22 protein-coding genes and 1 tRNA gene are annotated in these 26,593 nt (G+C 48.0%); 8 read left to right on the forward strand and 15 right to left on the reverse strand.

The genetic code is table 11. The features are described 5' to 3' along the window. Positions 1 to 459: 459 nt before the first annotated feature. A complete protein-coding gene (locus DXU84_RS22880; RefSeq protein WP_153376716.1) occupies positions 460 to 687 on the forward strand; it encodes a hypothetical protein in 228 nt (75 codons plus the stop codon). Between the two features lie 71 nt (positions 688 to 758). Here the strand turns inward: DXU84_RS22880 and dcm are convergent, their stop codons facing one another. The 3 genes from dcm to DXU84_RS22895 form a co-directional block, all read right to left on the reverse strand. Then, positions 759 to 1,988, reverse strand: coding sequence for a DNA (cytosine-5-)-methyltransferase (gene dcm / locus DXU84_RS22885; RefSeq protein WP_153376717.1), 1,230 nt, complete (start codon positions 1,986 to 1,988; stop codon positions 759 to 761). 73 nt (positions 1,989 to 2,061) lie between these two features. Continuing rightward, on the reverse strand, positions 2,062 to 2,787 hold the full coding sequence (locus tag DXU84_RS22890) for an Eco47II family restriction endonuclease (RefSeq protein WP_153376718.1): 726 nt from the start codon (positions 2,785 to 2,787) through the stop codon (positions 2,062 to 2,064). Positions 2,788 to 2,901: 114 nt separating this feature from the next. Continuing rightward, positions 2,902 to 4,038, reverse strand: coding sequence for a porin (locus DXU84_RS22895; protein WP_112151027.1), 1,137 nt, complete (start codon positions 4,036 to 4,038; stop codon positions 2,902 to 2,904). Positions 4,039 to 4,667: 629 nt separating this feature from the next. Between DXU84_RS22895 and DXU84_RS22900 the strand changes: the two genes are divergently transcribed. Continuing rightward, positions 4,668 to 5,003: a hypothetical protein gene (locus DXU84_RS22900; RefSeq protein ID WP_013577141.1), complete on the forward strand. Its 336-nt coding sequence runs from the start codon at positions 4,668 to 4,670 to the stop codon at positions 5,001 to 5,003. Here the strand turns inward: DXU84_RS22900 and DXU84_RS22905 are convergent. After that, positions 4,981 to 5,901 carry an alpha/beta hydrolase gene (locus tag DXU84_RS22905; RefSeq protein ID WP_153376719.1) on the reverse strand — a complete coding sequence of 307 codons (921 nt, stop codon included), beginning with the start codon at positions 5,899 to 5,901 and terminating at the stop codon, positions 4,981 to 4,983. The genes DXU84_RS22900 and DXU84_RS22905 overlap by 23 nt on opposite strands. Before the next feature lie 145 nt (positions 5,902 to 6,046). Next, positions 6,047 to 6,131: transfer RNA gene (locus DXU84_RS22910), tRNA-Leu, on the reverse strand. Positions 6,132 to 6,350: 219 nt separating this feature from the next. Here DXU84_RS22910 and ampH point away from each other — a divergent pair. Further along, on the forward strand, positions 6,351 to 7,490 hold the full coding sequence (gene ampH / locus DXU84_RS22915) for a D-alanyl-D-alanine-carboxypeptidase/endopeptidase AmpH (protein ID WP_013577143.1): 1,140 nt from the start codon (positions 6,351 to 6,353) through the stop codon (positions 7,488 to 7,490). Positions 7,491 to 7,583: 93 nt separating this feature from the next. Here the strand turns inward: ampH and lptG are convergent, their stop codons facing one another. Together lptG and lptF are read right to left on the reverse strand one after the other, a co-directional pair. Beyond that, positions 7,584 to 8,654, reverse strand: a complete 1,071-nt coding sequence (gene lptG / locus DXU84_RS22920) for an LPS export ABC transporter permease LptG (protein ID WP_013577144.1) — start codon at positions 8,652 to 8,654, stop codon at positions 7,584 to 7,586. Next, the gene (gene lptF / locus DXU84_RS22925) at positions 8,654 to 9,748 is read right to left on the reverse strand and encodes an LPS export ABC transporter permease LptF (RefSeq protein ID WP_013577145.1); all 1,095 of its coding nucleotides are present in this window, start codon (positions 9,746 to 9,748) and stop codon (positions 8,654 to 8,656) included. Before lptF ends, lptG begins: the two co-directional genes overlap by 1 nt. Positions 9,749 to 10,026: 278 nt before the next feature. On the opposite strand from lptF, the gene pepA reads away from it, so the two are divergent. The 3 genes from pepA (at position 10,027) to DXU84_RS22940 (ending at position 14,987) form a co-directional block, all read left to right on the forward strand. Continuing rightward, entirely contained in the window at positions 10,027 to 11,538 is a 1,512-nt protein-coding gene (gene pepA, locus DXU84_RS22930; RefSeq protein WP_013577146.1) for a leucyl aminopeptidase, read from the forward strand. Positions 11,539 to 11,653: 115 nt separating this feature from the next. Next, positions 11,654 to 12,139, forward strand: coding sequence for a DNA polymerase III subunit chi (locus DXU84_RS22935; RefSeq protein WP_013577147.1), 486 nt, complete (start codon positions 11,654 to 11,656; stop codon positions 12,137 to 12,139). Beyond that, complete coding sequence (locus DXU84_RS22940; RefSeq protein ID WP_112151030.1) at positions 12,132 to 14,987, forward strand: valine--tRNA ligase; 2,856 nt, start codon at positions 12,132 to 12,134, stop codon at positions 14,985 to 14,987. Before DXU84_RS22935 ends, DXU84_RS22940 begins: the two co-directional genes overlap by 8 nt. Before the next feature lie 89 nt (positions 14,988 to 15,076). On the opposite strand, the gene DXU84_RS22945 is transcribed toward DXU84_RS22940, so the two are convergent. The 8 genes from DXU84_RS22945 to DXU84_RS22980 all read right to left on the reverse strand — a co-directional run bounded on the left by DXU84_RS22945 (position 15,077) and on the right by DXU84_RS22980 (position 25,042). Then, the gene (locus tag DXU84_RS22945; protein WP_205569701.1) at positions 15,077 to 16,108 is read right to left on the reverse strand and encodes a LysR family transcriptional regulator; all 1,032 of its coding nucleotides are present in this window, start codon (positions 16,106 to 16,108) and stop codon (positions 15,077 to 15,079) included. Positions 16,109 to 16,602: 494 nt separating this feature from the next. After that, entirely contained in the window at positions 16,603 to 17,559 is a 957-nt protein-coding gene (locus DXU84_RS22950; RefSeq protein WP_158537031.1) for a fimbrial protein, read from the reverse strand. Positions 17,560 to 17,573: 14 nt separating this feature from the next. Further along, a complete protein-coding gene (locus DXU84_RS22955; RefSeq protein WP_153376720.1) occupies positions 17,574 to 20,189 on the reverse strand; it encodes a fimbria/pilus outer membrane usher protein in 2,616 nt (871 codons plus the stop codon). A 47-nt stretch (positions 20,190 to 20,236) separates the two neighbouring features. Next, complete coding sequence (locus DXU84_RS22960) at positions 20,237 to 20,926, reverse strand: molecular chaperone (RefSeq protein ID WP_013577152.1); 690 nt, start codon at positions 20,924 to 20,926, stop codon at positions 20,237 to 20,239. Between the two features lie 62 nt (positions 20,927 to 20,988). Beyond that, positions 20,989 to 21,498, reverse strand: coding sequence for a fimbrial protein (locus DXU84_RS22965; RefSeq protein WP_013577153.1), 510 nt, complete (start codon positions 21,496 to 21,498; stop codon positions 20,989 to 20,991). Positions 21,499 to 21,552: 54 nt separating this feature from the next. Next, positions 21,553 to 22,068, reverse strand: coding sequence for a fimbrial protein (locus tag DXU84_RS22970; RefSeq protein WP_015690498.1), 516 nt, complete (start codon positions 22,066 to 22,068; stop codon positions 21,553 to 21,555). Between the two features lie 754 nt (positions 22,069 to 22,822). After that, entirely contained in the window at positions 22,823 to 23,848 is a 1,026-nt protein-coding gene (locus tag DXU84_RS22975; RefSeq protein ID WP_013577155.1) for a M48 family metallopeptidase, read from the reverse strand. 3 nt (positions 23,849 to 23,851) lie between these two features. Continuing rightward, the gene (locus DXU84_RS22980; RefSeq protein WP_013577156.1) at positions 23,852 to 25,042 is read right to left on the reverse strand and encodes a YjgN family protein; all 1,191 of its coding nucleotides are present in this window, start codon (positions 25,040 to 25,042) and stop codon (positions 23,852 to 23,854) included. A gap of 260 nt (positions 25,043 to 25,302) precedes the next feature. Between DXU84_RS22980 and DXU84_RS22985 the strand changes: the two genes are divergently transcribed. Beyond that, entirely contained in the window at positions 25,303 to 25,806 is a 504-nt protein-coding gene (locus DXU84_RS22985) for a GNAT family N-acetyltransferase (protein ID WP_013577157.1), read from the forward strand. 44 nt (positions 25,807 to 25,850) lie between these two features. Next, a complete protein-coding gene (locus DXU84_RS22990; RefSeq protein ID WP_013577158.1) occupies positions 25,851 to 26,591 on the forward strand; it encodes a MurR/RpiR family transcriptional regulator in 741 nt (246 codons plus the stop codon). Positions 26,592 to 26,593 lie beyond the last annotated feature (2 nt).

A 26,593-nucleotide genomic window follows, 5' to 3' on the forward strand; every position in this document is an offset into this window, starting at 1 on the left:
GGCGAAATGGAAAATGTGAAGGTAAACAAACCGACATTACTAACTGACGGTTGTATCTAATCCTGGGGGCAGGTCACCTTTTCATCCCTTTTCCAAGACATCTCGCAAAACTGAAAACTGCCTAAAAATTCCTCTCACTGTATAAATTCCCACGTATTAGACTCTCTTCGCTGCGGCAAAATCCGCAGTCAGAATTAGCGTTCTGTCCTAGTTTGGTGCCATCAACTCTATGAAAATAGGGTAAATATGGTACGGTCTGCACTCACCCAAATTATGGTGGCTCAGACAGTGGCTTCTCACGAAGCACCGGATTCCAGACTGGCCGGAACGCTAACGCTGTTTGAGCTGCCACCATCGGGATTAGCGTCTCTGGAGGTAGTTAATCAACTATCAGCTGGAGTATTAAAATGGAATTTTCTAACACTGCTTTTTCAAACACCTCCGCACCGGAGGCCCACAATGCCTAACCTTTACGACAATACCTCGCTGGAACTGGAAGAGATCGTCGATCACTGTCGTGCGTTATCTTATGCCATTGTGTCGCTGGATAATCCGCAGGCAAAAGACCTGCTGGGATATATTCTGTGTGAACGGCTGGAAGTGCTGTATCAGACGCTGGAAATGCCATTCAGCGATGACGATGTGATAAACGTCGAAGCAGCGGAAAAAATTCAACTTCAATATTAAGGGCTAAAGAATAAAGAACCAGCGCATTAGATAAATGCACTGGTTATATAAATTAAAGATTTTATTGAGAATCACTTCATATCATTGAGCATTTTTACAATCGAATTTCCAATAGCAAATGAAAGATTTACAGGAACAGCATTCCCAATCTGTTTATACTTTGCAGAGATAGGTCCAGTGAATTCCCAATCATCTGGGAAAGTTTGTATGCGAGCATATTCCCTAACGGTGAGAGGTCGGGTTTCTTCAGGATGGCATCGTTCAGTCTGCTTCTGAGCCGGCGCACAAGTTAAGGTCAAGCTCGGTTCATCCCAAGACAGCCTTCTTGCCATACCTGTTTTGCCTCCCCCCAAGTAGAAACTTTTAAGCATGTACTCTTTTTGGATATCAATGGGGAGATCTCGCCAGTATCCTCCAGGTGGAACCATGGATAGGATCTCAGCTTTTCGTTTAGGATATTTTTGCCCTTCTGATTCCTCAACATCGGAATCATATAACTCCCCTTTCTTCAAGGCATCTTTCAGAGTAAGGACTTTATTATATGTTGAAGGCCATTCAAATTTTGCCTTGCCAACTAAATCTTTTCGGATCGCAATTAGTATCAAGCGTTCTCTTTTTTGGGGTACTTTATAAAATATAGCTTTCATGACCCGCGGTTCTATTAACTCGTAACCAAGATCATAAATAACTTCTTTTATAGTTGTTAGAGTCCTTCCTTCATCATGTGATAAAAGCCCCCTAACATTCTCAGCTAGAATTATTTTAGGTGATGTTTCTTTTACTGCTCTCGCGAACTCAAAAAAAAGGGTTCCCCGAGTATCTTCAAAACCTAATTTTTTACCAGCATAAGAAAAGGCTTGGCACGGAAATCCCCCAGCCAGAACATCAACTTTATTTTTGAAACGGGTGAAATCGATGTTACTGACATCGTCTTCTTCAACTAACCATTCAGGTCTATTTTTTCTCAACGTATTACAAGCATGACGATCAATTTCATTTAACATTAGAGCTTTCAATCCTGCTTTCTCAAGCCCTAATGCCATACCGCCTGCCCCAGCAAACAATTCGAGTACACTAAAATTGGATATTTGTTCATTCAATTTTTCTTCGACCCATTCATTACTAAATATGAACTGTGCTTGCTCAAATTTTTCTAACTGCGTTTTATTATATGTTCTATAATTATTATCAGCATTTCTATCTGACAGTAAAGTTCCATTGGCATCCCAACGTCTCAACGTCTCCTTAGAAACACCAAGGATATCAGCCACTTCTGCGAGAGAGTACACTTCTTTAGTCATGAGTTAAAATCCAACGTTAATCATGGTTACCACTGTACATGCTTCCAGTAACCCTGTCAAACCTTAGTCATGGTTACTCATCACCATACGCAAGATTAAAATATTGCATGAATTCTTCTCTATTAGGTAGCACATAGTGATCTTCTTTAAATCTATCATGACTAATGAATTCGATTGCATCAGGTAATGCATTATGCATCTCTCTCAGTGCATTAAACCGACCTGTTACAAGGGAATAAAAACTTGCGCCATCTATAATTCTAATATTCTCATTAATAGGACAAAGGCTACCTATTTTTTTATCTGAAGGCGTAAATGGTTTATCAAATCGCTCAGTCTTCTTAGGAATAATATTAACAAAATAAGAACAGTAACCTTTAAAACCGCTGTGTTTAGGAGAAACGAGATCACTCAAAGCCTGATATGTGCCCGCTAAATCCCCCCCTGTCACAGTAGAATATTTGTTTTTAACTTCAGCTATGATTTTCTTATCTTTATTAACAAGATCGATAATACTCCCTATATTCATATCTTCCCATCCTTCAACATGGCCTAATATTTTCTGATGGAAAGTACCAACATGGTTTTGTATTGTCTTTTGCCGTTGCCTCGCCATTTCAGAATTTCGCCAAGCTAAATGGCTTGGAAAACTTTGCGCTTCAAATAAAGCCCCAAAAGGATCAATAACATTTCTGTTAAAAGTTTTTTCTGCCTTTGTTTTTTGTGCTCTTGCTTTTGATAACAAGTTTTCTACTTCTTTTAGAAAATCATCATCACTAATAAACTCTAAAATAGCCATTATTGCCTCCGATGCGTTTTTCAGAAAGTTTAACATGAACGCAATAAAAGGAAATTTCTTTCTTAAAAAAGCCAGCGCAAATGCGCTGGCCTGATGATCCACGAGGCATGTGAATTAGAAATCGTAGAAAACGGTAACCCAGGTGGCGTCAGCTTCGTCGTCTGTGGTGTGCGCTAATGTGCGCTCCACGTAAACAGACAAACCGTAACCGATGGTGGTACCCGCGCCCAGATAAACGTGGTTCGCGTGATATTCTTCGCCGCCTTTCAGTTGCAGGGAATCGGCTGCAACGTATGGCTGGATAGATTTCAGGAACGGCTTGTCGATATTAAAGGTATAACCGACGAAACCTTCCACACCGTAACCGCTGCCTGCGAAGTAATGATCGACAGGATTTTCACGGGTGCTCGGCACGAAATCTTTGTAATAGCTGCCGGTCCCGACGATGTACCAGTTATTTGGCTGCCAGGTTAAAGCCGTACCAGATAACTGTTGATGATAATCTTTTTCGTTATATTGATTATCTTTAACCGTGGCATCAGTCAGGCTATAAGCCGCACTCCAGACTAAATCTTTGGTGAGTTTATAATCGAACCCTAAACCGCCACCATTATTGCGGCGATAATGCTGATTCTCGCCCGCCTGAATTTCATCTTCCGGCAATAAATAGTTGGCATATAACGTCACAGGGCCAAAGTCGTTGGTATATTTCAGGCTACTTTTCGGCTTATTCGCGCCATCGTAACTGCCGTTAATACCAATACCCGTACCGCCCGCATGGCCATCGTTATCCCAGACGTCACTTTTAATCCCGACAACGGAATAATAAATACCGTACTGGTGGCCGTAGGTTAATGTCCCGTAACGATCGTCTTTAAAGCCCGCATATAACTGACGCTGAGTATCACGCTGACCGCCTTCCGGATAATGATCATTCATACCCAGAAGGTTCGCCATGTCCACACCCAGCTCGTAGTAAGCGATGACGGAGGTGTCTTGCGTCAGTTTATAATCACCACGGAAGCGGAAACGGGTGCCGCCATCGTGACCATTTTTATAATAACCCGGCTCCGGGCCGTTATTGAAAATCCACTCAGGGCGGATGCTCCCGCCTACCTGTAAACTTAATGGCGCCAGCAAAGCATTACTCTGAGGATTTTTATCTAAAACAGTAATCTCGGCCTGGGCGCTGGCAGATAATGCCGACAGCACGACGCCGCCAATTAAGATTGACGCTTTTAAATTGCTCATTATTACCCTGTCTTTATTATTTATGTGATGTGTGTGCGGTCTTGCGCCGCGTATAAATAATTAACATAGGTATGACGGAGGACAAAGTGAAAATTCAGAAAGTTCCCTATAAGAGAAAAATATGTTTAGGTGAATTATTAAACAAACAGGTTTTTAAATGTAACTCATAGAAACATTATTTGTATTATTGATTAAACAGGTATCAATACGATGAGTAATCCATCAATCGTAAACGATAAGAATGCCAGAATTGAAATACTTAATAACAATTACATCAGAAAAATAGCATCAATAAGTAAATCATGCCAGCGTGATAATAACACTACGTGACAACCCCCCGCTTTCATTATTTTAATTTGAGTGGTTTTCAACATCGCCAGAATAATATCCGGTAAATACTGTTATTCATTCACCCATTTCAATTTTTATCTCATGAATAGCGTTCTGGTGGTGAATATCCCCAATTCCCGGAACGGATTTTGCGAGACACATTCCAGATCTGACAACAAAACACTGTAAATATAAACAGGTTATTTCTTTGGCGTACGAACAGGCATAGAGTTCTCTGGCAGCGGCAATCACCTCGCCAGTACCGGGGGCCTCGACTCACTGACAATGGAATGACTTGTATGACTGATTCTGATAACCACACCGCGTTCACTACTAACTCTATCTCCGTCTTTCGCTCGCTTATCGCCGGGCTGGATTTCAGTCACTTTGATGATGCTCAGCTGTATGACCTCAATGCGCTGGCGTCAGAATCCGCCGGCGGGTTATGTCAGGGGCTGTTGTGCTTAAGCGAAGGACTGGAGAACAGCGAGATATTACTCCCGGAAGGGATTTCGCAGGTCAGCGATTATCTGAAAGCTTCCGCTCACCTGATCCCTGTGCTCTTTGAATTATGCGAGCAGGCCAACAGCGGGCTCGCAAGAAGCAAAAAGCTTACGGTGTATCCGATGAACTGACACGCGCGGCGATATCCTGCATCACATTACGCGCTGTCTGGCTGATTCCACCGAGTTGGAAAAAACCGTGGATCACCCCCAGATAGCGCTGTGCGGTGCAATTCACGCCCTGCTCTGTCAGCCGGGAGAACAGCGCTTCACCTTCATCGCATAGCGGATCGTATTCCGCCGTGATGATGTGAACCGGCGGCAACCCAGAAAAATCATCACGCCATAACGGGCTGACTTCTGGATGCATGAAATCCGTTTGCGGATAATAAGCTTCGAACCCGCTGAGCAGCGTGTCGCTGGTCAGCACGTAATCATCGCCATTGCGCTTGTGGCTGTCAGATGCTGCCATCGCGTCCAGCATCGGGTAAATCAGTACCAGCAGATGCGGCAGCCACTGCCCGGTATTTCGCAGGCGCAGCGCGGTGATCAGAGCCAGATGTCCGCCTGCGCTGTCGCCCATCAGCGTTATCCGGCCAAGCTCTATGCCAAGCCTTTCAGCATTCTGCCAGATAAAATTTGCCGCCAGTTCTGCGTCGTCATGCGCGGCGGGGTAGGTGTGTTCAGGCGCTAAGCGATATTGCACCGCAATCACCCGACTGCCGCTGTAAAAAGCAAGCTGACGGAGTTGATTATCATGCGTTGCAAAACCGCCACTGACAAAACAACCACCGTGATAATAGATAACGGCAGGCAGTGCGCCTTCTGCATTCAGCGGAGAGAAGATGCGTAACGAGATGCCGTCGATAACCATATCCTCAACCTCTGCACGTGGCTCAATATCACCCGCTAAAACTGTGCTGGCGATATATCCGGCGTGGCGCTGTGCAAAAGTCTGACTGCGCGACGACGGGCGACCTGCAGCGATGAAGTCATTAACAAGCCCGGCGATTGCGGGTTCCAGTGCCATGAAGAATTTTCCTGATTTGGGGGGCGGGTAATTATTACATCAGTGTAAATCGCATGAGAGGGGGTGGAAAGTGCACAAAAAGCCCAAATGAACTGATTTTAGACATAAAAAAAGCCACCCGCAGGTGACTTAATTTACATACTAATGGTGCCGAAGGCCGGACTCGAACCGGCACACCTTGCGGCGGTTGATTTTGAATCAACTGCGTCTACCGATTTCGCCACTTCGGCACTGAAAGTAGTATGCGGAAAACGTGGGCATTATACCCAGCCCAGCCGGTCACGCAATAGTTATCCCGCCTTGTTCGGTTTAAGTGTTGAAAAAACAGTCATACACCGCAGCTCAGTGAGGATTTGCTGACAAAAATCTTCTGTTTACCCACGTTTTTCCAATGCCGTTTCTCAAACTTCGCATTAGTATACAAATCACGAATAGATCTTGCCCTGTTGATGGATACCAGCTTGTTGAAAAAACTCTCACTTTCGCTCCTCGCGCTGGCCTTCGCCAGTACGCCTTTATGGAGCCACGCGCAGCAGAATGCGCGTCTGGCGTCGCAGGTCGTGGATGACCATGCAGAACACATCTTTTACGGCAGCGGCGCGATGGGAATGGCGCTGGTTGTCGTTGATAACAATCAGCAGGTTTTCCGCAGCTTCGGGGAAACCCGTCCCGGTTCCGATGTGCGACCGCGTGAAGACTCTGTGGTGCGTATCGCCTCGCTGACCAAACTTATTACCAGTGAAGTGCTGGTAAAAATGGCGCAGCAGGGCAAAGTCAGTATTAACGATCCGTTGCGTAAATACGCCCCGGCCGGTGCCCGTGTTCCTGCTTACAGCGGCACAAATCCGATCACCCTGCTGAATCTCGCCACCCACACCAGCGGTTTGCCGCGCGAGCAGCCGGGCGGTGTCGCACATCGTGCAGTCTTCACCTGGCCGACTAAAAGTGATCGCTGGAGCTGGCTGAGTGTCGCCAAACTGACTGTGCCGCCGGGTGCACGCGCCTCTTACTCAAATCTGGCGTTTGACCTGCTGTCCGATGCGTTATCGAAAGCCGCTAATCAGCCTTATACCCAGTTACTGCGCGAGCAAATCACTCAGCCGCTCGGCATGGTCGATACCACGCTGACGCCAAACGCCAGCCAGTGTTCACGCCTGATGGAAGGTCTGCGTCCGAGCCCGTGTATCAACACTATTGCGGCAGCAGGCAGCGGGGGGCTTTATTCCACGCCTGCCGATATGGGCCGCTGGATGCGTCAGTTCCTCGGGCAACGCACCACGACCGCCGATATGGCGCAGAAGATGTATTACAAGCGTACGGATCTGGTCTCGCTCAAAGGAATGGATGTACCGGGAATGGCGGACTCGCTGGGAATGGGCTGGGTAACGATGGCGCCGACGCCGTTGCTGCCACGTATCATTCAGAAAACCGGCGGAGGTGGTGGCTTTATCACGTATGTCGCGATGGTGCCGCAGCGCGGTGTAGGCGTGTTCGTGGTTGTGACCCGCAGCGAACTGACCAAGTTTAAAAATATGAGCGATGGCGTGAACAATCTGGTGGCCGATCTGGTGCGTAATAACGAGATCTGACGGCTCAGTTCTCAATATTCAGAATTCAGAATTCAGATGTAAAAAGCAGGCCTCTGAAAAGAGCCTGCTTTTTGTTTATCTGTACTGCCGGATTTAGCGTTTTTTCAGCAGTAAGAACATGCTGATGACGAAGAAAAGCCCGCTCGGCAGCAATGCGCCCAGAATCGGCGGAATGCTGTAAACCAGGCTTAACGGGCCGAATATCTGGTCAAGCACGTAGAACAGAAAACCGAAGCAAATACCGGTCACCACGCGCACCCCCATCGGTACGCTGCGTAAAGGCCCGAAGATGAACGACAGCGCCATCAGCATCATCACCGCAACCGACAGTGGCGAGAAGATTTTACTCCACATATTCAGCTGGTAACGTTTTGCTTCCTGCCCGCTCTGCTTCAGGTATTTCACATAGTTGTGCAGGCCGCTGATCGACAATGCATCTGGGTCGAGCGCAACCACACCGAGTTTGTCCGGCGTCAGGTTGGTTTTCCATACGCCGGTCAGCGTCTGCGAACCGGTGATTTGCAGTTGATCCGTCAGATCAGATTCATCCACCTGAGAGAGTTTCCACTCACCATTATCAAAGGTCGCGGATGACGCGTAACGGACTGACTGCAGTTTATTCTCTTCATTGAAATGATAGATGTTGACGCCGGTCAGCTCTTTTTCACCCGCCACGCGTTCGATGTAGATAAAATCGTGACCGTCTTTTGCCCACACTCCGTTTTGCGTGGAAAGCAGTGAGCCACCGTACATCTGTTGCGCACGGTAGTTACGCGCCATTTGTTCGCCCTGCGGCGCAACCCATTCACCAATCGCCATGGTCAGCAACACCAGCGGAATCGCCGTTTTCATCACGGAGGCGGCAATCTGCATGCGGGTGAAACCGGATGCCTGCATCACTACCAGCTCGCTGCGTGTTGCCAGCGTGCCGAGGCCCAGCAATGCGCCCAGCAGCGCTGCCATCGGGAAGAAGATTTCGATATCCTTCGGTACGCTCAGCAGGGTGTATAAACCGGCGCCAGCGGCGGAATATCCGCCCTGCCCGACTTTACGCAACTGATCGACAAACTTGATGATGCCGGAGAGTGACACCAGCATGAACAACGTCATCATGATGGTGTTGAAAATAGTGCGACCAATGTAACGGTCTAATACGCCAAACATCAGGCAGCTCCTCTCAGACGCGCGCGGATCTTGCGAACCGGCAAGGTGTCCCATGCATTAAGCACCAATGCCAGTGCAAAGTAGAGCAGGTTGGTTCCCCACATCCAGAGCATCGGATCCAGCTTACCTTTGGCACCGTTGGAGCGCAGCGAGGTTTGCAGCAGGAAGAAAATCAGATACAGCAGGATCGCTGGCAGCATACTGAGTACACGCCCCTGACGAGGATTCACCACGCTGAGCGGAACCACCAGCAACGCCATAATAAAGACTGAAACGATCAGCGTTAAACGCCAGTTCAGCTCTGCCCGCGCTTCCGGTTCGTTGGAATTCCAGAGTTGCGTCATGGTCATCTGATCCGACTGATTAGGGTCAAGCTGTACAGCCTGATGCCCGATAACCGCCAGATAATCGGTGAAATCCGTCACGCGGAAATCACGCAACAGTGCAGTGCCTTCATAACGGGTACCTTTATCCAGCATCACCTGCTGGGAACCGTCCGCACGCTGCAACATATGTCCTTTATCAGCGACCACAACGGAAGGCCGCTGGTTGCCGTTCGGGCGCAGTTGAGCCAGGAAGACGTTATGAAATTCTTTCCCTTTAACACTGCCAACGAACAGCACCGCATTGCCGTTCTGGGCTTGCTGGAACTGGCCTTCGACCATCGCGGCCATGCTCGGGTTGGCTTTCGCCTCCGCCAGCACTTCATCCTGATGTTTCGACGACCACGGGCTGAGCCAGATCGCATTCACGCCGGCAAAAACTGACGTAAATAGCGCCAGAACCAGCGCGGCGATGACCAGTGACCGTTTTCCAAGACCACAGGCGTGCATGACCGTGATTTCACTGTCGGTATAAAGTTTACCGAGTGTCATCAGCAGGCCGAGGAACAGACTGAGCGGCAGAATAAGCTGCGCCATCTCCGGAACGCCAAGGCCCAGAAGTGAGAGAACTAAATTTGTTGGGATATCGCCATCGACCGCTGCTCCGAGCACTCTGACCAGCTTCTGACAGAAGAAGATGAGAAGCAAAATGAACAGAATGGCAAATTGGCTCTTGAAGGTTTCCCTAACCAGATATCTAATGATGATCACGCTTAATACGCCTGTGAAAACTTGTCTTTTTGAAGGAAAATCGCTAGTTTCATCGCTAATCCGTCATTTATTCTCATCATATGGCAACCTTCGCAGCTAAAATAGTATTACAACACCGAGAATTGGGGTGTCCTATAGGAACTTGCTTATAGCCGCCAAAATAAAAACTAACGCCGTTTAAGGTTAACACAGGTCGTTAACACAATGACGGGAGAGTGTCTCCGGCGACTCATTCTAGCCGTACCTCCCGCCCTTGTCTTTAAGATTCAGGAGAGTGCATGGAGTTCAGCGTAAAAAGCGGTAGCCCGGAAAAACAACGCAGTGCCTGTATTGTAGTCGGCGTTTTCGAACCTCGCCGCCTGTCACCGATTGCCGAACAACTCGATAAAATCAGTGATGGCTACATCAGCGCCCTGCTTCGCCGTGGCGAACTTGAAGGCAAAGTGGGCCAGACCCTCTTACTGCATCATGTACCGAATATTCTTTCAGAACGCATTTTGCTGATTGGGTGCGGCAAAGAACGCGAGCTGGATGAGCGCCAGTACAAGCAGGTTATCCAGAAAACCATTAACACCCTGAACGACACCGGTTCTATGGAAGCCGTTTGCTTCCTCACCGAGCTGCACGTAAAAGGCCGTAATACTTACTGGAAAGTGCGTCAGGCGGTCGAAACCTCCAAAGAGTCGCTTTACACTTTCGATCAGTTGAAAAGCAACAAAACCGAGCCGCGCCGTCCGCTGCGTAAAATGGTGTTCAACGTGCCGACCCGCCGTGAACTGACCAGCGGTGAGCGCGCCATTCAACACGGTCTGGCGGTGTCAGCCGGTATTAAAGCCGCGAAAGATCTCGGCAATATGCCCCCGAACATCTGTAACGCCGCATATCTGGCGTCACAGGCCCGTCAGCTGGCAGATGCATTCAGCACCAACATCACGACCCGCGTTATCGGCGAGCAGCAGATGAAAGAGCTGGGAATGAATGCGTATCTGGCGGTGGGTCAGGGTTCGAAAAACGAATCACTGATGTCGGTGATGGAATATAAAGGAAATCCTAACCCGGACGCTAAGCCTATCGTGCTCGTGGGTAAAGGTCTGACCTTCGATTCCGGCGGTATTTCCATTAAGCCCGCCGCGGATATGGATGAAATGAAGTACGACATGTGTGGCGCCGCAGCCGTTTACGGTGCGATGCGTGTGGTGGCTGAACTCAATCTGCCACTGAACGTCATTGGCGTGCTGGCAGGCTGTGAAAACATGCCTGGCGGTCAGGCATTCCGTCCGGGCGACATTCTGACCACCATGTCCGGCCAGACTGTCGAAGTGCTGAATACGGACGCCGAAGGCCGCCTGGTGCTGTGCGATGCACTGACCTACGTTGAGCGTTTCGATCCTGAGCTGGTGATTGACGTCGCTACGCTGACCGGTGCCTGCGTGATTGCGCTTGGTCATCACATCACCGGTTTGCTGTCGAATCACAATCCGCTGGCGCATGAACTGATCGGCGCGTCCGAACAGGCGGGTGACCGTGCATGGCGTTTGCCGCTGGCTGATGAGTATCAGGAACAGCTGGATTCTAATTTTGCGGATATGGCAAACATCGGTGGCCGTCCGGGTGGTGCTATCACCGCCGGTTGCTTCCTGTCGCGTTTCACCCGCAAATACAGTTGGGCACATCTGGATATCGCCGGTACCGCATGGCGTTCAGGCAAGAACAAAGGCGCAACCGGTCGTCCGGTTGCGCTGTTGTCACAGTTCCTGCTCAACCGTGCAGGGCTGGATGGCGATGAGTGATTCCTCTGCTAAATAAGATATAATCTCCACTATCAGGGTCTGGTTCGCCAGCCCCTCCACAGGCGGGCGCACCAGTTGCGCCCCTGTTTTTTCTCAGCAGCACAGTGAACTCATCATGAAACAGGCAACCTTCTTTCTTCTCGATGCGCCGGACGCCAGTGGCGAGCTCAGCTCGCACGAAGCACTGGCCTGTCTGGTCGCCGCTGAACGTTACCGGATGGGCAAACGTGTTCTGCTGGCCTGTGAAGATCAGAAACAAGCTGAGCGCCTGGATGAAGCGCTCTGGCAACGCGAGCCGAACCACTTTGTGCCCCATAATCTGGCCGGTGAAGGCCCGCGTTTTGGTGCGCCGGTAGAATTATGCTGGCCGGGAAAACGCGGCAATGCGCCACGCGACTTGCTCATCAGCCTGCTGCCTGAGTTTGCAGATTTTGCTACTGCTTTCCATGAAGTGGTAGACTTCGTTCCTTACGAAGATTCCCTTAAACAACTTGCGCGCGAACGCTACAAAGCCTATCGCAGCGTGGGTTTCTCTTTGACGACGGCCACGCCGCCCTCAGTCACCACATTGACCGACGAAAATACGAAGCGAAATGGATAAGACATATAACCCGCAAGACATCGAGCAGCCGCTTTACGAGCACTGGGAACAACAGGGCTATTTCAAGCCACATGGTGACACCAGTAAAGAAAGCTTTGCCATCATGATCCCGCCGCCGAACGTCACCGGCAGCTTGCACATGGGTCATGCTTTCCAGCAAACCATCATGGACGCCATGATCCGCTATCAGCGCATGCAGGGGAAAAATACTCTGTGGCAGGCGGGGACTGACCATGCGGGTATCGCAACGCAGATGGTGGTTGAACGTAAAATCGCCGCTGAAGAAGGCAAAACCCGTCACGATTACGGCCGTGAAGCGTTTATCAACAAAATCTGGGACTGGAAAGCAGAATCCGGCGGCACCATTACCCGCCAGATGCGCCGCCTGGGTGATTCCGTGGACTGGGAGCGTGAACGCTTCACGATGGACGAAGGCCTGTCTGACGCCGTGCGCGAAGTGTTCGTTCGTCTGTACAAAGAAGACCTGATTTACCGCGGAAAACGTCTGGTGAACTGGGATCCGAAACTGCGTACCGCGATTTCAGATCTTGAAGTGGAAAACCGCGAATCCAAAGGTTCCATGTGGCACCTGCGTTATCCGCTGGCTGACGGCGCGAAAACCGCTGAAGGCAAAGATTACCTGGTGGTCGCCACCACGCGTCCGGAAACCGTGCTCGGTGATACCGGCGTTGCCGTTAACCCGGAAGATCCGCGTTACCGCGATCTGATCGGCAAAGAGATCATTCTCCCGCTGGTAGGCCGTCGTATTCCGATTGTTGCCGATGAACACGCCGATATGCAAAAAGGTACGGGTTGCGTGAAGATCACCCCGGCGCATGACTTTAACGACTATGAAGTCGGTAAACGTCACGGCCTGCCGATGATCAATATCCTGACTTTCGATGGTGACATCCGCCAGACCGCTGAAATCTTCGATACTAACGGCGAAGAAAGCGATGCATGCGCCAACGATATCCCTGAGCAGTTCCGTGGCCTTGAGCGTTTTGCCGCACGTAAAGCCGTGGTCGCCGCCTTCGACGAAGCCGGTTTGCTGGAAGAAATCAAACCTCACGATCTGACCGTGCCTTACGGTGACCGTGGCGGCGTAGTTATCGAACCAATGCTGACTGACCAGTGGTACGTGCGCACTGCACCGCTGGCGAAAGTTGCGGTGGAAGCCGTTGAGCAAGGCGACATTCAGTTCGTGCCGAAGCAATACGAAAACATGTACTTCAGCTGGATGCGTGACATTCAGGACTGGTGTATTTCCCGTCAGCTTTGGTGGGGACATCGCATTCCGGCGTGGTATGACGCCGAAGGCAACGTGTTTGTTGGTCGTGACGAAGCGGAAGTGCGCAGCGAGAACAACCTGGGCGCAGACGTCGTGCTGACTCAGGACGAAGACGTGCTCGACACCTGGTTCTCTTCCGGTCTGTGGACGTTCTCCACACTGGGCTGGCCAGCACAGACACCTGACCTGAAAGCTTTCCACCCTTCAAGCGTGGTCGTCAGCGGCTTCGATATCATCTTCTTCTGGATCGCGCGCATGATCATGATGACCATGCATTTCGTGAAAGACGAAAACGGTAAGCCACAGGTTCCGTTCCACACCGTGTATATGACCGGCCTGATCCGTGACGACGAAGGGCAGAAAATGTCCAAGTCCAAAGGTAACGTTATCGATCCGCTGGATATGATTGACGGTATCTCGCTGGAAGATCTGCTGGAAAAACGTACCGGCAACATGATGCAGCCGCAACTGGCAGAGAAAATCCGCAAGCGCACCGAGAAGCAATTCCCGAATGGCATCGAACCGCACGGTACTGATGCCCTGCGCTTCACGCTGGCGGCACTGGCGTCTACCGGCCGTGACATCAACTGGGATATGAAGCGTCTTGAAGGCTACCGCAACTTCTGTAACAAGCTGTGGAACGCCAGCCGCTTCGTGCTGATGAACACCGAAGATCAGGATTGTGGCCTGAACGGCGGCGAACTTGAGCTGTCACTGGCTGACCGCTGGATCCTGGCGGAATATAACCGCACGGTGAAATCTTACCGGGAAGCGATGGATAACTACCGCTTCGATCTGGCTGCCAGCATTCTGTATGAATTCACCTGGAACCAGTTCTGCGACTGGTATCTTGAGCTGACCAAACCGGTCATGAACGGTGGCAACGAAGCGCAACTGCGTGGCACCCGTCATACGCTGGTGGAAGTGCTGGAAGGTCTGCTGCGTCTTGCGCACCCGATTATTCCATTCATCACCGAAACCATCTGGCAGCGCGTGAAATCGCTGAAAGGCATCACAGCAGAAACCATTATGCTGCAGCCTTTCCCTGAGTTTGATGCAGCAAAAGCGGACGAACTGGCGCTGGCCGATCTCGAGTGGATCAAGCAGGCGATCATCGCTATCCGTAACGTGCGTGCCGAGATGAACCTGTCTCCGGCCAAGCCACTGGAACTGCTGTTGCGTGGCGCGAGTGCGGATGCACAACGTCGTGTGGAACAGAACCTGAGCTTTATTCAGTCTCTGGCGCGTCTGGAGTCCATCACCATTCTGCCTGCTGGCGACAAAGGCCCGGTCTCTGTTACTAAGCTGGTGGAAGGTGCGGAACTGCTGATCCCAATGGCCGGTCTGATTGATAAAGATGCCGAGCTGGCACGTCTGGACAAAGAGATGGCGAAACTGGACGGCGAGATTGCTTCCATCGAAGGCAAGCTGTCTAACGAAGGTTTTGTGGCGCGTGCGCCGGAAGCGGTTGTCGCCAAAGAGCGCGAACGTCTGACGGCCTGTGGTGAAGCGAAAGTGAAACTGGCGGAACAGAAAGCCACGATTGCTGCGCTGTAATCTCAGCCAGATGTAAATGTTAAAATCTATAAAAACAGATGCCAGTCAGGGAAACCTGACTGGCATTTTTTATTCCTGCTACACCCTGATTAACGCGGGGAATTATTCTGAAATTCCTGCAAAAAAGTATCTGTCATTTTTCTCACCAGCGTTGAGAAAAACTGGTTATTAAGTGCTGCTTTATTGTAAACCATATAGACCGGTTGAGAAGGCAACGTCATATCCGTCGACAACTTCTGGATATCAAAAGCATTTTTCATTTTTTCATAGAAACGTTCTGTGATAAAAGCCAGCATGTCGGATGTTTCTACCATCGAGATAATGGAGAGAAATGAAGGGCTGATAAACCGACATTTCCTGTCAACTTGCAGCAAAGTATTAACATCCAACCTGTTAGATAAAAGACTAGTACTCTCGGAATCAACGAAAATATGGCTCTCTTGCGCAGCCTGCTCCCTTGACAGGCTCCCTCTAAGGCGAGGATGCGATCGGCGGCAAATCATCACCGGCACTTCGCTGGAAATATGCTGGCTAACCCGGGAATGGCTAACGTGCGGATGAACGTCAAAAATGATGTCAGCCTTACGGAAAATCAGAGCATCTTCAGTTTCAGCAATCGAATTGCCGCTCGTGCTGTGCACTATTTCACAGTCGGGTGCAATTTCATCCAGTACCTTGCGCATCACGTTTATCGTAAACATTGAAATGTAAGGTGAGCAGTGAACAACAAGTCGGGTCGGCAGAGAATCAAACGAGATATTCTGCAATTTCGCCACTAAATTGTCGTAAGCCTCCGCCAGGCCTTCGTGTATCCCGATCGCAACGGTGGTCGGTGCCAGTGCCTTACCATCCCTGATGAACAATGCATCATTATAATGAACACGTAAGCGCCCCAGTGCCTGACTGACAGCAGAAGGCGTGATGCCAAGGGCATCTGCGGCTTTGGTTCCGCTACGATGAATAAAAACAGCCTCAAACGTAGTCAATAAATTGAGATCAAAATTTTTCACCATTTTAAAACGATCGGTGAGTGTGTTCTCTTTCATCCTGTCCAGTCCCCTGACCTCTGGTGAAATACGAGAGTTCGTATTCTCAACATCAATCATAGTCAAGATACTCAATTTTGGTCTCCTTACCAGCAATTAAATTTCATGTATCACTCTGTAAAAATAAGGTTTTTGTCTAAAAAAACAAATAATGCCTTTCATTAACACCACGGTATATAAAGTAAATAGCAGGCTGCAAGACAGTTTTAGTTAAACCTTACTTAACTATACCTTTAACAAAGTTAAAGTAAAATCCACTTTTTTTTATAAAATATATTTTTTTCTTATAAATTTTCTATGATTCAAAAAGATATAACCATAATTAACTTTTCTGAAAAATATATTCAGCAAATAACACGAATTGAACCTCATTTTAAGCATTGTCGTTTTCGCCAATACGACTCGTCTCCTGTCCATCCCGATAAATGGAAAAATAAGGCGTGTTATCGGGACGAGTGTGATTTACTCATCTGCCATTTGGGGCGGGTGGTGGTGTGTACGAATCTTCACATTGAAAAAGAAACAACGAAGCCCCCAGTTTTCACCAGGGGCTTCGTTGTTTACCGCAATTAATTATACTGGATAACAAATGCTGCAGTGGCTTTCAGTTCGCCCCCCGTGATCTGCTCGTCAGTTTGTACATAACGTGCCTGCAACGGAATAGTGACATCCATTTCCCGGGTTGTGTTAACAATATTATAAGAAGTATTAAAATCCAGATCCTGACCATTCATTGCCAGACGGATCCCAAGTCCTTTTGCTTCACTATCTGAAGAAACAGGAATGATATTATTGCGACCTTCATTATTGAATACGCGGAAATAGACCGGAGTATTGGCACCGCAGGTAAGACGGATATTTGCATTAGCCGTTTTACTCGATTCACTGCCGATACCATCAAAGTCCTGATTACTCACCGGCGGCATAGGAACCAAGATGGATGAGGAATCGATAAAATCACAGCCAATTTCATTAACTGTCGCTTCAAAATTGTATGACCCTACTTTGTATTGGTTGCCATTATCATCATGTAAATACACGCTAAACAAAACGCCAGTTATCCAACCCGGCGTAACCGTGCCGGTTTTCAGAAATTCAATATTGACCTGAGGTGACATGAGAGGTGAAACCGCGCTCGTTCTAACAACGGTTGAATCATTGTTGACCACCTCTCCGTCTATTTTAACTCTGAAACCGACTCCTCCGGCACTACCTTGACCGGTCCCGCTTGCGAAAATATTATTTCCCATAGGCGTACGTGTGGCTTGCGTTTTAATAGTATAGAAGTAGGTACCAGTGCAAGAATCGGCAAATTTCTTCCCCCCTGCCGGATTGGCATTGGTATAGACAACACTGCCTATGGGTGTTTCACGAGTTATTGACAAAGGGTCTACAACCGTAAGGAACCTATTTTCAGATTGCACATTCTGACACCCCGCGCTTGCGGCAAAACAGGTCAAAGCAATGGCAATGAATAACCCCAGATTACATATCGATTTCAATAAAGGAATATTCTGTCTGTTCATTATCTTTCTCATAATTATTTGCATTGTGCAGAGGCTTGCTTGATCAAATCTTCAGCAGTTTCCGGGGTGCTCGCGAGTTGATAACTGGCATAGCATTGCTTCTCTGTGCCATTACCCCATTTCGCCAACAAGCGCCCTTGTGCTGCCAGCCCGGTCAGATAGACCTCGCCATTCTCACCAACAATGCCTGTATTGTCTGTTTCGCTGTCCATGACAGAAACTACAGTACCGAACGGCAATGGTGCACCTGCGTAAGTCATCGTAATTAACGCACGATCGCCTACTTTGGCATTATATTTCGCCAAGACGACTGCGCCCTTGGTCGGTATAACGGTTAATGAAGGTTCTGCAATATCCAGTTTCGAACCCATACTTTCGGTTCTTAGCCTCACTTCATTTTTCTTGTACGGCTGAGCGTAAGGTACGACAGCATAACCACGCCAGTCGGTACTCACACCCGTACTGTTTTCAATGTAAACATCAGATGCCCCAGGTGCTTTAACAAGCGTCACACTGTCGCCCATATATTGAGAAAGCGTTACACCATTTTCATGTACTAATACGCCACCTGACAGGCCATAGGTCATTTGTTTATTTTGATCGGTATAGCTATACCCCACCAGCGCTTCACCGGATGAACCTTTATAATCTAATGAGGAAGACCCTGAGGCACCGCCGCCTTTATTTTCATAACCTTGTTGAACGCTATAACTAAGGTTATTATTTTCAAGTAATGTTCCATTAACACCCGCTTGCTGTGTTGTTGAACCATCTTTACGCGAAGTCATATTATAACTTGCCCAGGCCTGAGATGAATTCATGAATGCGCTGAACGGAATAGACATATTAAATGCCAGAACCTGATCGGATTCATCAATACCCGGGTTTTTGGTATAACTATAATTCAGGCCGTAAGTCATACCTTTAAATGAGCTGGTTAATCCGGTTTGTAATGATAGTTCTTTGCCATCGCCTCCCCAATAATCTTGTTCACTGGCGCTAAAATAAATCGTAGCAAGGTCGGCGATATTCTGATTAATGCTGGCCTGAATTTTACTGCGAGCATTATGGGTACGATTAAACTCGTCCAGCCCGTCTTCCGTTTCTGCGCTAAATTTCTGCACATCGTCAAAGGAATAATATCCTTTGGTGGAATAACGATAACCAGCAAGTTGCAAGTTGGTATCGGTTTGATCGATATTTTTCGCATACATGAGGCGGTAGGATTGCCCGGTCTTATCACCGATACCCTCAAGGGTACTGACTGCATGGGTGACGTCTAAAGACAACGCACCAATTCGGCCCATATCCATACCCAGGCCCGCCGATGAGGCCTTATAATTATCGGCAAACTGTGTGCCACCATAGGCGGTGATGTTTGACGAAAGACCATAAATTGCGGTCAACTGGCCAAAATAAGGCTCTTCTACATCTTCCACGCCAGAACGATAGCGACCTGCCGTGGCGCTGTATTTCAGACGCCCTTCACGTTGCAGGATTGGCACTGAACTGGTGGCCTGAGTGTATTGCGTTGTCGACCCATCGGCCTCTTTGATTGTTACTTTCATATCCCCACCGTTACTGGAGGGATAGAGGTCAGTAATCGAAAACGGTCCAGGTGCCACGTTCGTTTGATAGATGGTGTAGCCATCCTGCTCGATAGTCACCTGAGCGTTACTGCGCGCGATACCGCGAATTATCGGCGCATACTGGCGTAAACGGTCCGGCAGCATATTGTCATCAGAAGATAATTGCGCACCAGTGAACTGGACACTGTCGAAAACTTCACCCGGCGAGGAGTATTCACCGAGCGTCAGTTGCCCGCCCTGCAGGAAACGCACATCGCGTTGCAAATAGGTTTGAATTGAATCCCATGATTGCGTTTTATCGCCATCATCATTGGTATTATCAGCATAGGTTGAATAATTACGTAAACGCCATGCACCAAGGTTAATTCCGCTACGCAGGTTCAAATAGTTAGATTGCGAGTCACCGCTGATCTCATCGTCAGTATCGGAGCCGGAATAGTTATAGTTCACCATTAACGCAGGGATACCGTCATCCCAAAGAGAGGGATCTACAGCATTTCGGATATGTGGCCGAACGCCGATTTGAGGGACAGTAATGTAATACTTCCCCCCTGCCAGATCGAGTTTTTCTGTGGCGTCTGGTATATAGGTTACCAGCGGTTTTTCCAGCGTCTGACCTGGAGATTGCGTTTTTAATGCCGGGAAAACGTCGTCTTTTACACCATACTCATAGAGTTGCGCAGGCGTCACTTTACCGAAAATCTTCCCCGGTGAATCAGGAACATCAACGAAGATAACAGAGCGTCTTTCAATTAACTCATTATTCAGGAAGACATCCACAGAATAAGTGCCAGGTGCTTGCCCACCTTCATTGGCAAAATAATTAAGATCGACGCCATCCATGTTACCGCCGTTGCCGACAGCTTTGAGCATTTCCGCACTAAATTCTTCTGCTGCAAAAGAATTATAATTAAATGCCAATAAAATTAATAAGGGCAGACTTTTTAGTTTGAATATCTGCTGTACTCCGCAATGATTAACAGTCCCGAAAAAAAAAGAGTGTTGTTTTTTCCTTGCAGAAAATCCTTTTTCGTCCTGCATTATTCTTCCTTATTAAAAATGGTGTTGAGCGATCTTATTTTTCAAATTTAAATTTTGGCATGACTTAGTTTTGAGATTCCGCCGTAATCATCAATAACCGTCCAGGAGACGTCATTACCCATAGGCGCTTTTTTTATTTTCGTACTTGCCAAAGGCGGAACCATAACACTTTCAGTTACTGGTGAGTTGTTTACAGTAATTTTACCGAATGAGACGTAATATGGCGTAGGGTTAGTCACAGTTAGACCTTCGCCCGAGCGGCTGAATTTAACCTTTGAATATATATCTTTTAAATCTTGATTGTTTAACGCGGCAGGACGATAAATCAATTTCAATCGGTTATTCACTGAGAACTGTAAGCTACCGCCTTCATCACTTTTCTTTTGTGATGGTGGTATCACCAGAACATTCATCCAGTAAATTGATTCCCGATCTTGTGGCAAACCAGCGGCAGATTTCAGCGCAATACGAATAATGCTATTTTGGTTCTTTTCAATTCTGAAAAGTGGCGGGGTAGCGATAAAGGGTATGCTTGCTTTACTTTCATCCTCAAAATTGCTGACCCAGGAGCGGACCAAAAAAACTGAGTCGATGCCTGTATTATTAACAGAAAGCGATGTTTCTTTCATATCACTGGAGAAAACAACTCGCGTAGCACCCACTGTTACACCAGCGGTAGCCTGAAAAATAAAACATAACCCTAACAGGCCACATATAAAAATGGCTGCACGTTTCATACAATACCTCGAAAAAAAACGGAATAAGTCACCTTATTCCGTATATTTATTAAGATTCAAAATTATTGATAAGTAATTTCGAACGGAAGATTAAGAGTCCAGGAGCCGGTGCCAACATTACTAGTCTTGGTACGAGTCAGAGCAGCAACATAGTTAAGGGTGTTATCCCCTTCAACCAGGGCAGCCGGCATATCAGTATTTGGAACCTGAAGAGTACCATCGGCTGCTTTGATGATAGTACCTACAGCACTAGGAGTTGCATCAGTAAACTGGTTAGAGGTACTTGAGTTGCCTTTAAACTTCACGTTTGCGCTCGTCACGGATGCAGGGCAACCACGCAATACCAGACTAAATGGCTCTGATGCACCCGGAGTAGTTTCACCAACAGCTAATGCATTAAGGGTAGATGCTGCTACTTTCTCAATAGTTACAGTCAAATCTTTTGACTCCAGAGAACAAGCAGTAGATTTAACGGTACCGGTAAAATTAAGTGTACCATCAATAGCGAATGCAGCCTGAGAACTCAGTGCAGCAAATACAAATACAGCTGCTGAAACCATTTTCATTTTCATGAGATAATCCTTTATATATTCAAATATCAGCGAATTAAAAATTCACTTATTTTATTAATTGTAAGACAGAGTGAAACTGGTCGTTGCATCAAATGCGCCACCAGTTACAGATTCGCCCACTTTAACCGGAGCTGCTTTCAGGTTAATTACTGCGGTACCCAGTTCTGGATTTACAGCCACTGGGTTCGATTCTGTCTGAACTGCCAATTCGCTGCCATCTTCGTTATACAGACCAATACCAAAGCCCGTTGCTAAAGAAGAATCAGATAATTTCAGTAATTTATTGTTGGTGACGTCTTTATCACCGTTGGTGGTCAACTTCACATTCGCTACGGCCGGGCAACCGGTCAGGTTAATCGTGATGTCTTGTTTTGCAACGGAGCCATCAACAATTGCACTGCCTGAAACATCACCAAATGCGATCGGTGCAAGTTCACCATCAACCGTACATGCACCGGCAATAATTTCACCTTTGAATTTCAGGCTACCAGACTCATCTGCCGCATGAACACTTGCAGCAGCCAGGCCTGCAGCTAACAGACCCACTTTAAAATAGGTATTCATTTTCATCAACATATCCCTTTGCTTTTTGAGTTTACATTTCATAGACAGTACTGTCCGATTTAATAAAGCAGTAAGTTCTGTAAAATAATTACGCGCCCTTACTTCTGGGGCAGATAATAGTGCATCACAGGGATAACAATACAGCCGATCTCCTTAATTAATATTTTAGTAAAGTTAACGAACAATGTTTTAACCTTGAATTACATGCAAAAACCTATATATTCGCAAACAAAAATACTAGTAATTAAATAACTTTAGAACATACACCACATTAAATGTACAGACTAAACAATACCAGTACCTCGCATTATCCAGTTGAAATATAATGGGATATTTCATAACAGCGCGGGAGGCAATCCGACGAAAAAGTATCAACGGGCATGACAGTAAAAAAATTAGCGGAGTGCCTAAAAAACAATATGTTATTAAAGCTGGCCAATCAAAACCGGAAATAAATGTTTATTATAAATAATAATAATTATAAAAATCATCAGAGGAAATAGAAAATAGGATGAAAAGATAATAAAAACAAAAGCACAGTTCTGGAAGTAACGCTGATACCCGCAAGTCTTATTAACGACCTGATCAGTTTTTCCAAATTGTTATCTTCGCCCGACTTTGCTTTTTCATCTGAAGTCGTTGAGTTGAAGATACTTAATGCTATCGGCGAATGCAGTCGCGAATTTTACGGTGACCTACGAGTAAGACTTCACGTTCTGACGGGTTCTTTCGCGGACCCGTCAGAGGTTTTAGATCATCACTACTCCTTTGCCGCATCCCTGATATGCCCGATACGTGACTGCATCGCAGGATGTGTGCTGAGCCAGTCAGGTAACACGCCGTCCGCTTTCTCCTTCTGCGATTCTGCGGATACCCTGCTGTATATTTCCGCCATTTGCTCAAGCGAGCGCCCTTCCCGCTTCATTTCTGCTATCGCCCAGTTATCCGCTTCACGCTCCATACCGCGGGAAAATTGCAGTTCATTCGCCAGCGATGCCGTTTGTAATAAGGTATCGCCAATGCCGCTGACATCGCCGGTCATCCATAACAGCGTGAGGGACACCAGCGAGGAACGCACCAGCATGCGCATGGGATGCCGGTAAGCGTGATGTCCCATCTCATGCAGCATTACCCCTGCCAGCGCGTCATCACCCGGGCTAAGCGCCACCAGTTTATCGCTGAGGATCAGCGTGCCGTCCGTCAGCATGAAAGCGTTAGCCACATCGGGAATATTCATCAGCTTCAGCCGGACCGGCGTACGGTCGGTGCGTAATGACGGCGGGATCACCTGCTGGAAAAGCTGCTGAAGTGCTTTCTGTTTATCGGCAGGCAACGCCGAATCCCGGAAATCACTGGCGCTGAGCAGTGTCAGCGTATGACGCCCGAGGTTTTGCTCAACAGTGGTGGGAATTCGCTGCGCAATCACATTGCTGGCCCACGGCAATAAACCGTAGATATAAAAGAAAATCAGCAGGCAGGTCGCCAGTAAGGTGAGGAGCACCCCGCGCTTATGGCTTTCCATGCGGTATACCCAGCCGGGCCGGCGATGCTGCCGTAACCAGTGACGAAATGCACCGTCATCGGCAGGCACAAAACGGCCACCATCGGGAAAAGTGAGAAACAGCGGGATCGTGCCCAGCGCATCAGAAACCTCGATCTCGCTGAGAGAAAAAGTCGGGTTCAGGTTTTCAGCTTCCAGCGTCAGACACGGGTCGCCGCCCAAAAAAAGGCGGGCAGCCTTGCGAGCTGCCCGTCCAGGAGGCTGATAAAAGCCTTCAATGATCATGCATTACATTCCGACGCCAAGGTCGAACGCCTGAGTCACTTCTTCTGCCACTGCCGTGTTGGCGGTGTCAGCATGCGCCTGAACTTCCAGCAGGGATAAATCACCGGTCACCGCCGTGCAGGCTGCCATATAGCGGGCGGAACGGACATGGGCGACAGGCGTTGCCAGCCCCAGCGAGCAGACCACAATCAGCGCATTGGTGAACAGCAGACCCAGATAAGACATCGTTTTCATGGATGAACGCAGTTTCACGCGGTCACCGATTTGCGTCTGGTTAAAGACGTAATTGCGCACAGCCACCACCTGATAGCTCGCCACCACCAGCGCGCCGACAAACATGATGATGAAGGCCAGAATGAAGCTGAATAAATTGCTCATCAGCATCATGCCCGCCATGTCTTCAGACATGCCCCCCATATAAGCCATCTGTAACAGCGTAGTGAAGAAGGAACCCATCAGCCACAGGGCGATGATCAGGAAAGGCAGGAATAACACAATGCCCAGCAGGCTATATTTAATAAATGCGGCTTTTTTCAGATCAGCGCGGAAAGCGGTATTGCCGAAAAAGAGATTATTCACATACAGATCGTGTGTCATGGCGCTGATAATACCCTGCACCGCTGCCACACCCGGTACCAATGCCACCGCCACTAATACCACGCTGATCAGAATCGCGCTGATACTGGCCATCTGAACGGCAATTAATACCACCGCAGTGATCGGAATATACAGCGCCAGCATTAACAGAATCGGACACAGATACATTGTCCAGTACGCACGGCCTGTTTTGCAGTGATAGTTAAAACGCACACCACGGTAACTGGTCATGATCGCGTTATAACGCCAGCTGCGGATAATCACCCAGGGCAATAGCGCGAGGAAAACCAGCGCAATCAACAGAGCCAGCTGAGGCAGCAGTGCGGCCAGAATATAAAAGACGATAATGCCGCCAATCACCAGCAAACGTCCTTTCAATATCTGAACGGGTTTTGCGTGGTAATCAAAACGGTCGCCATTAATTTCGGTATTACCGAGGAAATAACGACGACGGCGAACGGTCGCCCATGCCGAATAAATCCCCAGAGTGATGATGGTTAATAATGCATTAACCAGCCATATTGCGAAATACTCTCCGCCCTTGCCATGAAAACGTACCTGATGCAGGTTATCGTTATATTGATTATTATCTGACATTTTTATCTTTCGTCCTGAAAGGAATGGGAAGCCGCCCTTCTTAAAATAAAGAAAGGTGGCAGAGCACATTGTGTAACGATGAAGATTTAATCATGTCTCTGACCTTTCAGGCAACGAATTATTCCCTCTGCCAATGAAAAAAATTCGCATTTGGGATAAGTAAAATCATCGGGAAACGCCTGCGGCGTTGCATCAGCACGCCCTAAAATGGTATTAAAACGGTCTGTTTGTTTGCCTGTTATTGAAACTGAGTGAGTAACATGACGACCTCCCTTCCTGTCAGCGTGCGGGTGCGCCCGATACGCCATGAAGATAACGCTGCCATCGCTAACGTGATCCGCCACGTTTCTGCCGAATTTGGCCTGACCGCCGATAAAGGCTATACCGTCGCTGACCCGAATCTGGATCACCTGTTTGAAACCTACAGCCAGCCCCGTTGTGCCTACTGGGTGGTAGAACTGGACGGGGTGGTCGCGGGCGGTGGCGGCGTCGCACCCTTATCCGGTGCAGATAACGATCTGTGTGAATTGCAGAAGATGTATTTTATGCCAGCACTGCGCGGTCAGGGGCTGGCAAAACGACTGGCCTTACAGGCCATTGAACATGCACGCCAGCAGGGCTTTGCCCGCTGCTATCTGGAAACCACCGCCAGTCTGACCCAGGCGATTGCGCTGTATGAACGTCTGGGTTTCCATCACATTGACTGCGCCCTCGGCAACACCGGCCATGTCGATTGTGAAGTGACGATGTTAAAACACCTCTGACACCGTTGACGTTCTTTATTCGCGCTTTGCAAACAGGCATCTGAATGTTCACACATAAAGCCATTTCAGCGTTAAACGAACTGGAACTGACGGTCTACAACTACATCGTCAAAAACGGCGATAAAGTCATGTACATGACCATTCGTGAACTGGCGGATGCCGCAGGTGTCTCGACCACGACAGTTTTGCGCTTCTGCAAGAAAATGGATTGCGACGGTTATTCCGAATTTCGTATCCGTTTCAAGTTGTTTTTAGAGCATGAAGAAAAGCCGCCAGTGTCGTTTGGCATCAGTGAGATCATCAGTTATTTCAAAAGTATTAATAACAGTGATTTTGATGAATTATTAGAAAAGGCCGCCCGCCAGATTGCCAATGCGCAGCGTATTATATTTGTCGGCGTCGGGACATCAGGTTCATTAGGAAAATACAGCGCACGCTTTTTCTCTAATGTCGGAAAATTCAGTACCTTTATTGATGATCCTTATTTCCCGATCAACAGTGATATGTATAAAGACGCTATCGCTATTATTCTTTCTGTCTCGGGTGAAACGGAAGAAGTGCTGCGTTTTGCTACGCAGTTCAGCCAGCATAATTGCAAAATCATCAGCCTCACTAACAGCGAGAACTCAACACTGGCGCGGCTTGCAGACCTCAACATCTCTTATCACATGCCGCAAATAGTCCTCGAAGGACAATATAATATTACCACGCAGATCCCGGTACTTTATATTATTGAGACCATCGGCAAGAAATTACCGTTAATAAAACGTGACTCAGCGCAATGAAA

Origin of the sequence: Rahnella sp. RcJ3 (genome assembly GCF_009498575.1) — a bacterium.
GTDB classification, from domain to species: Bacteria; Pseudomonadota; Gammaproteobacteria; order Enterobacterales; family Enterobacteriaceae; genus Rahnella; species Rahnella aceris.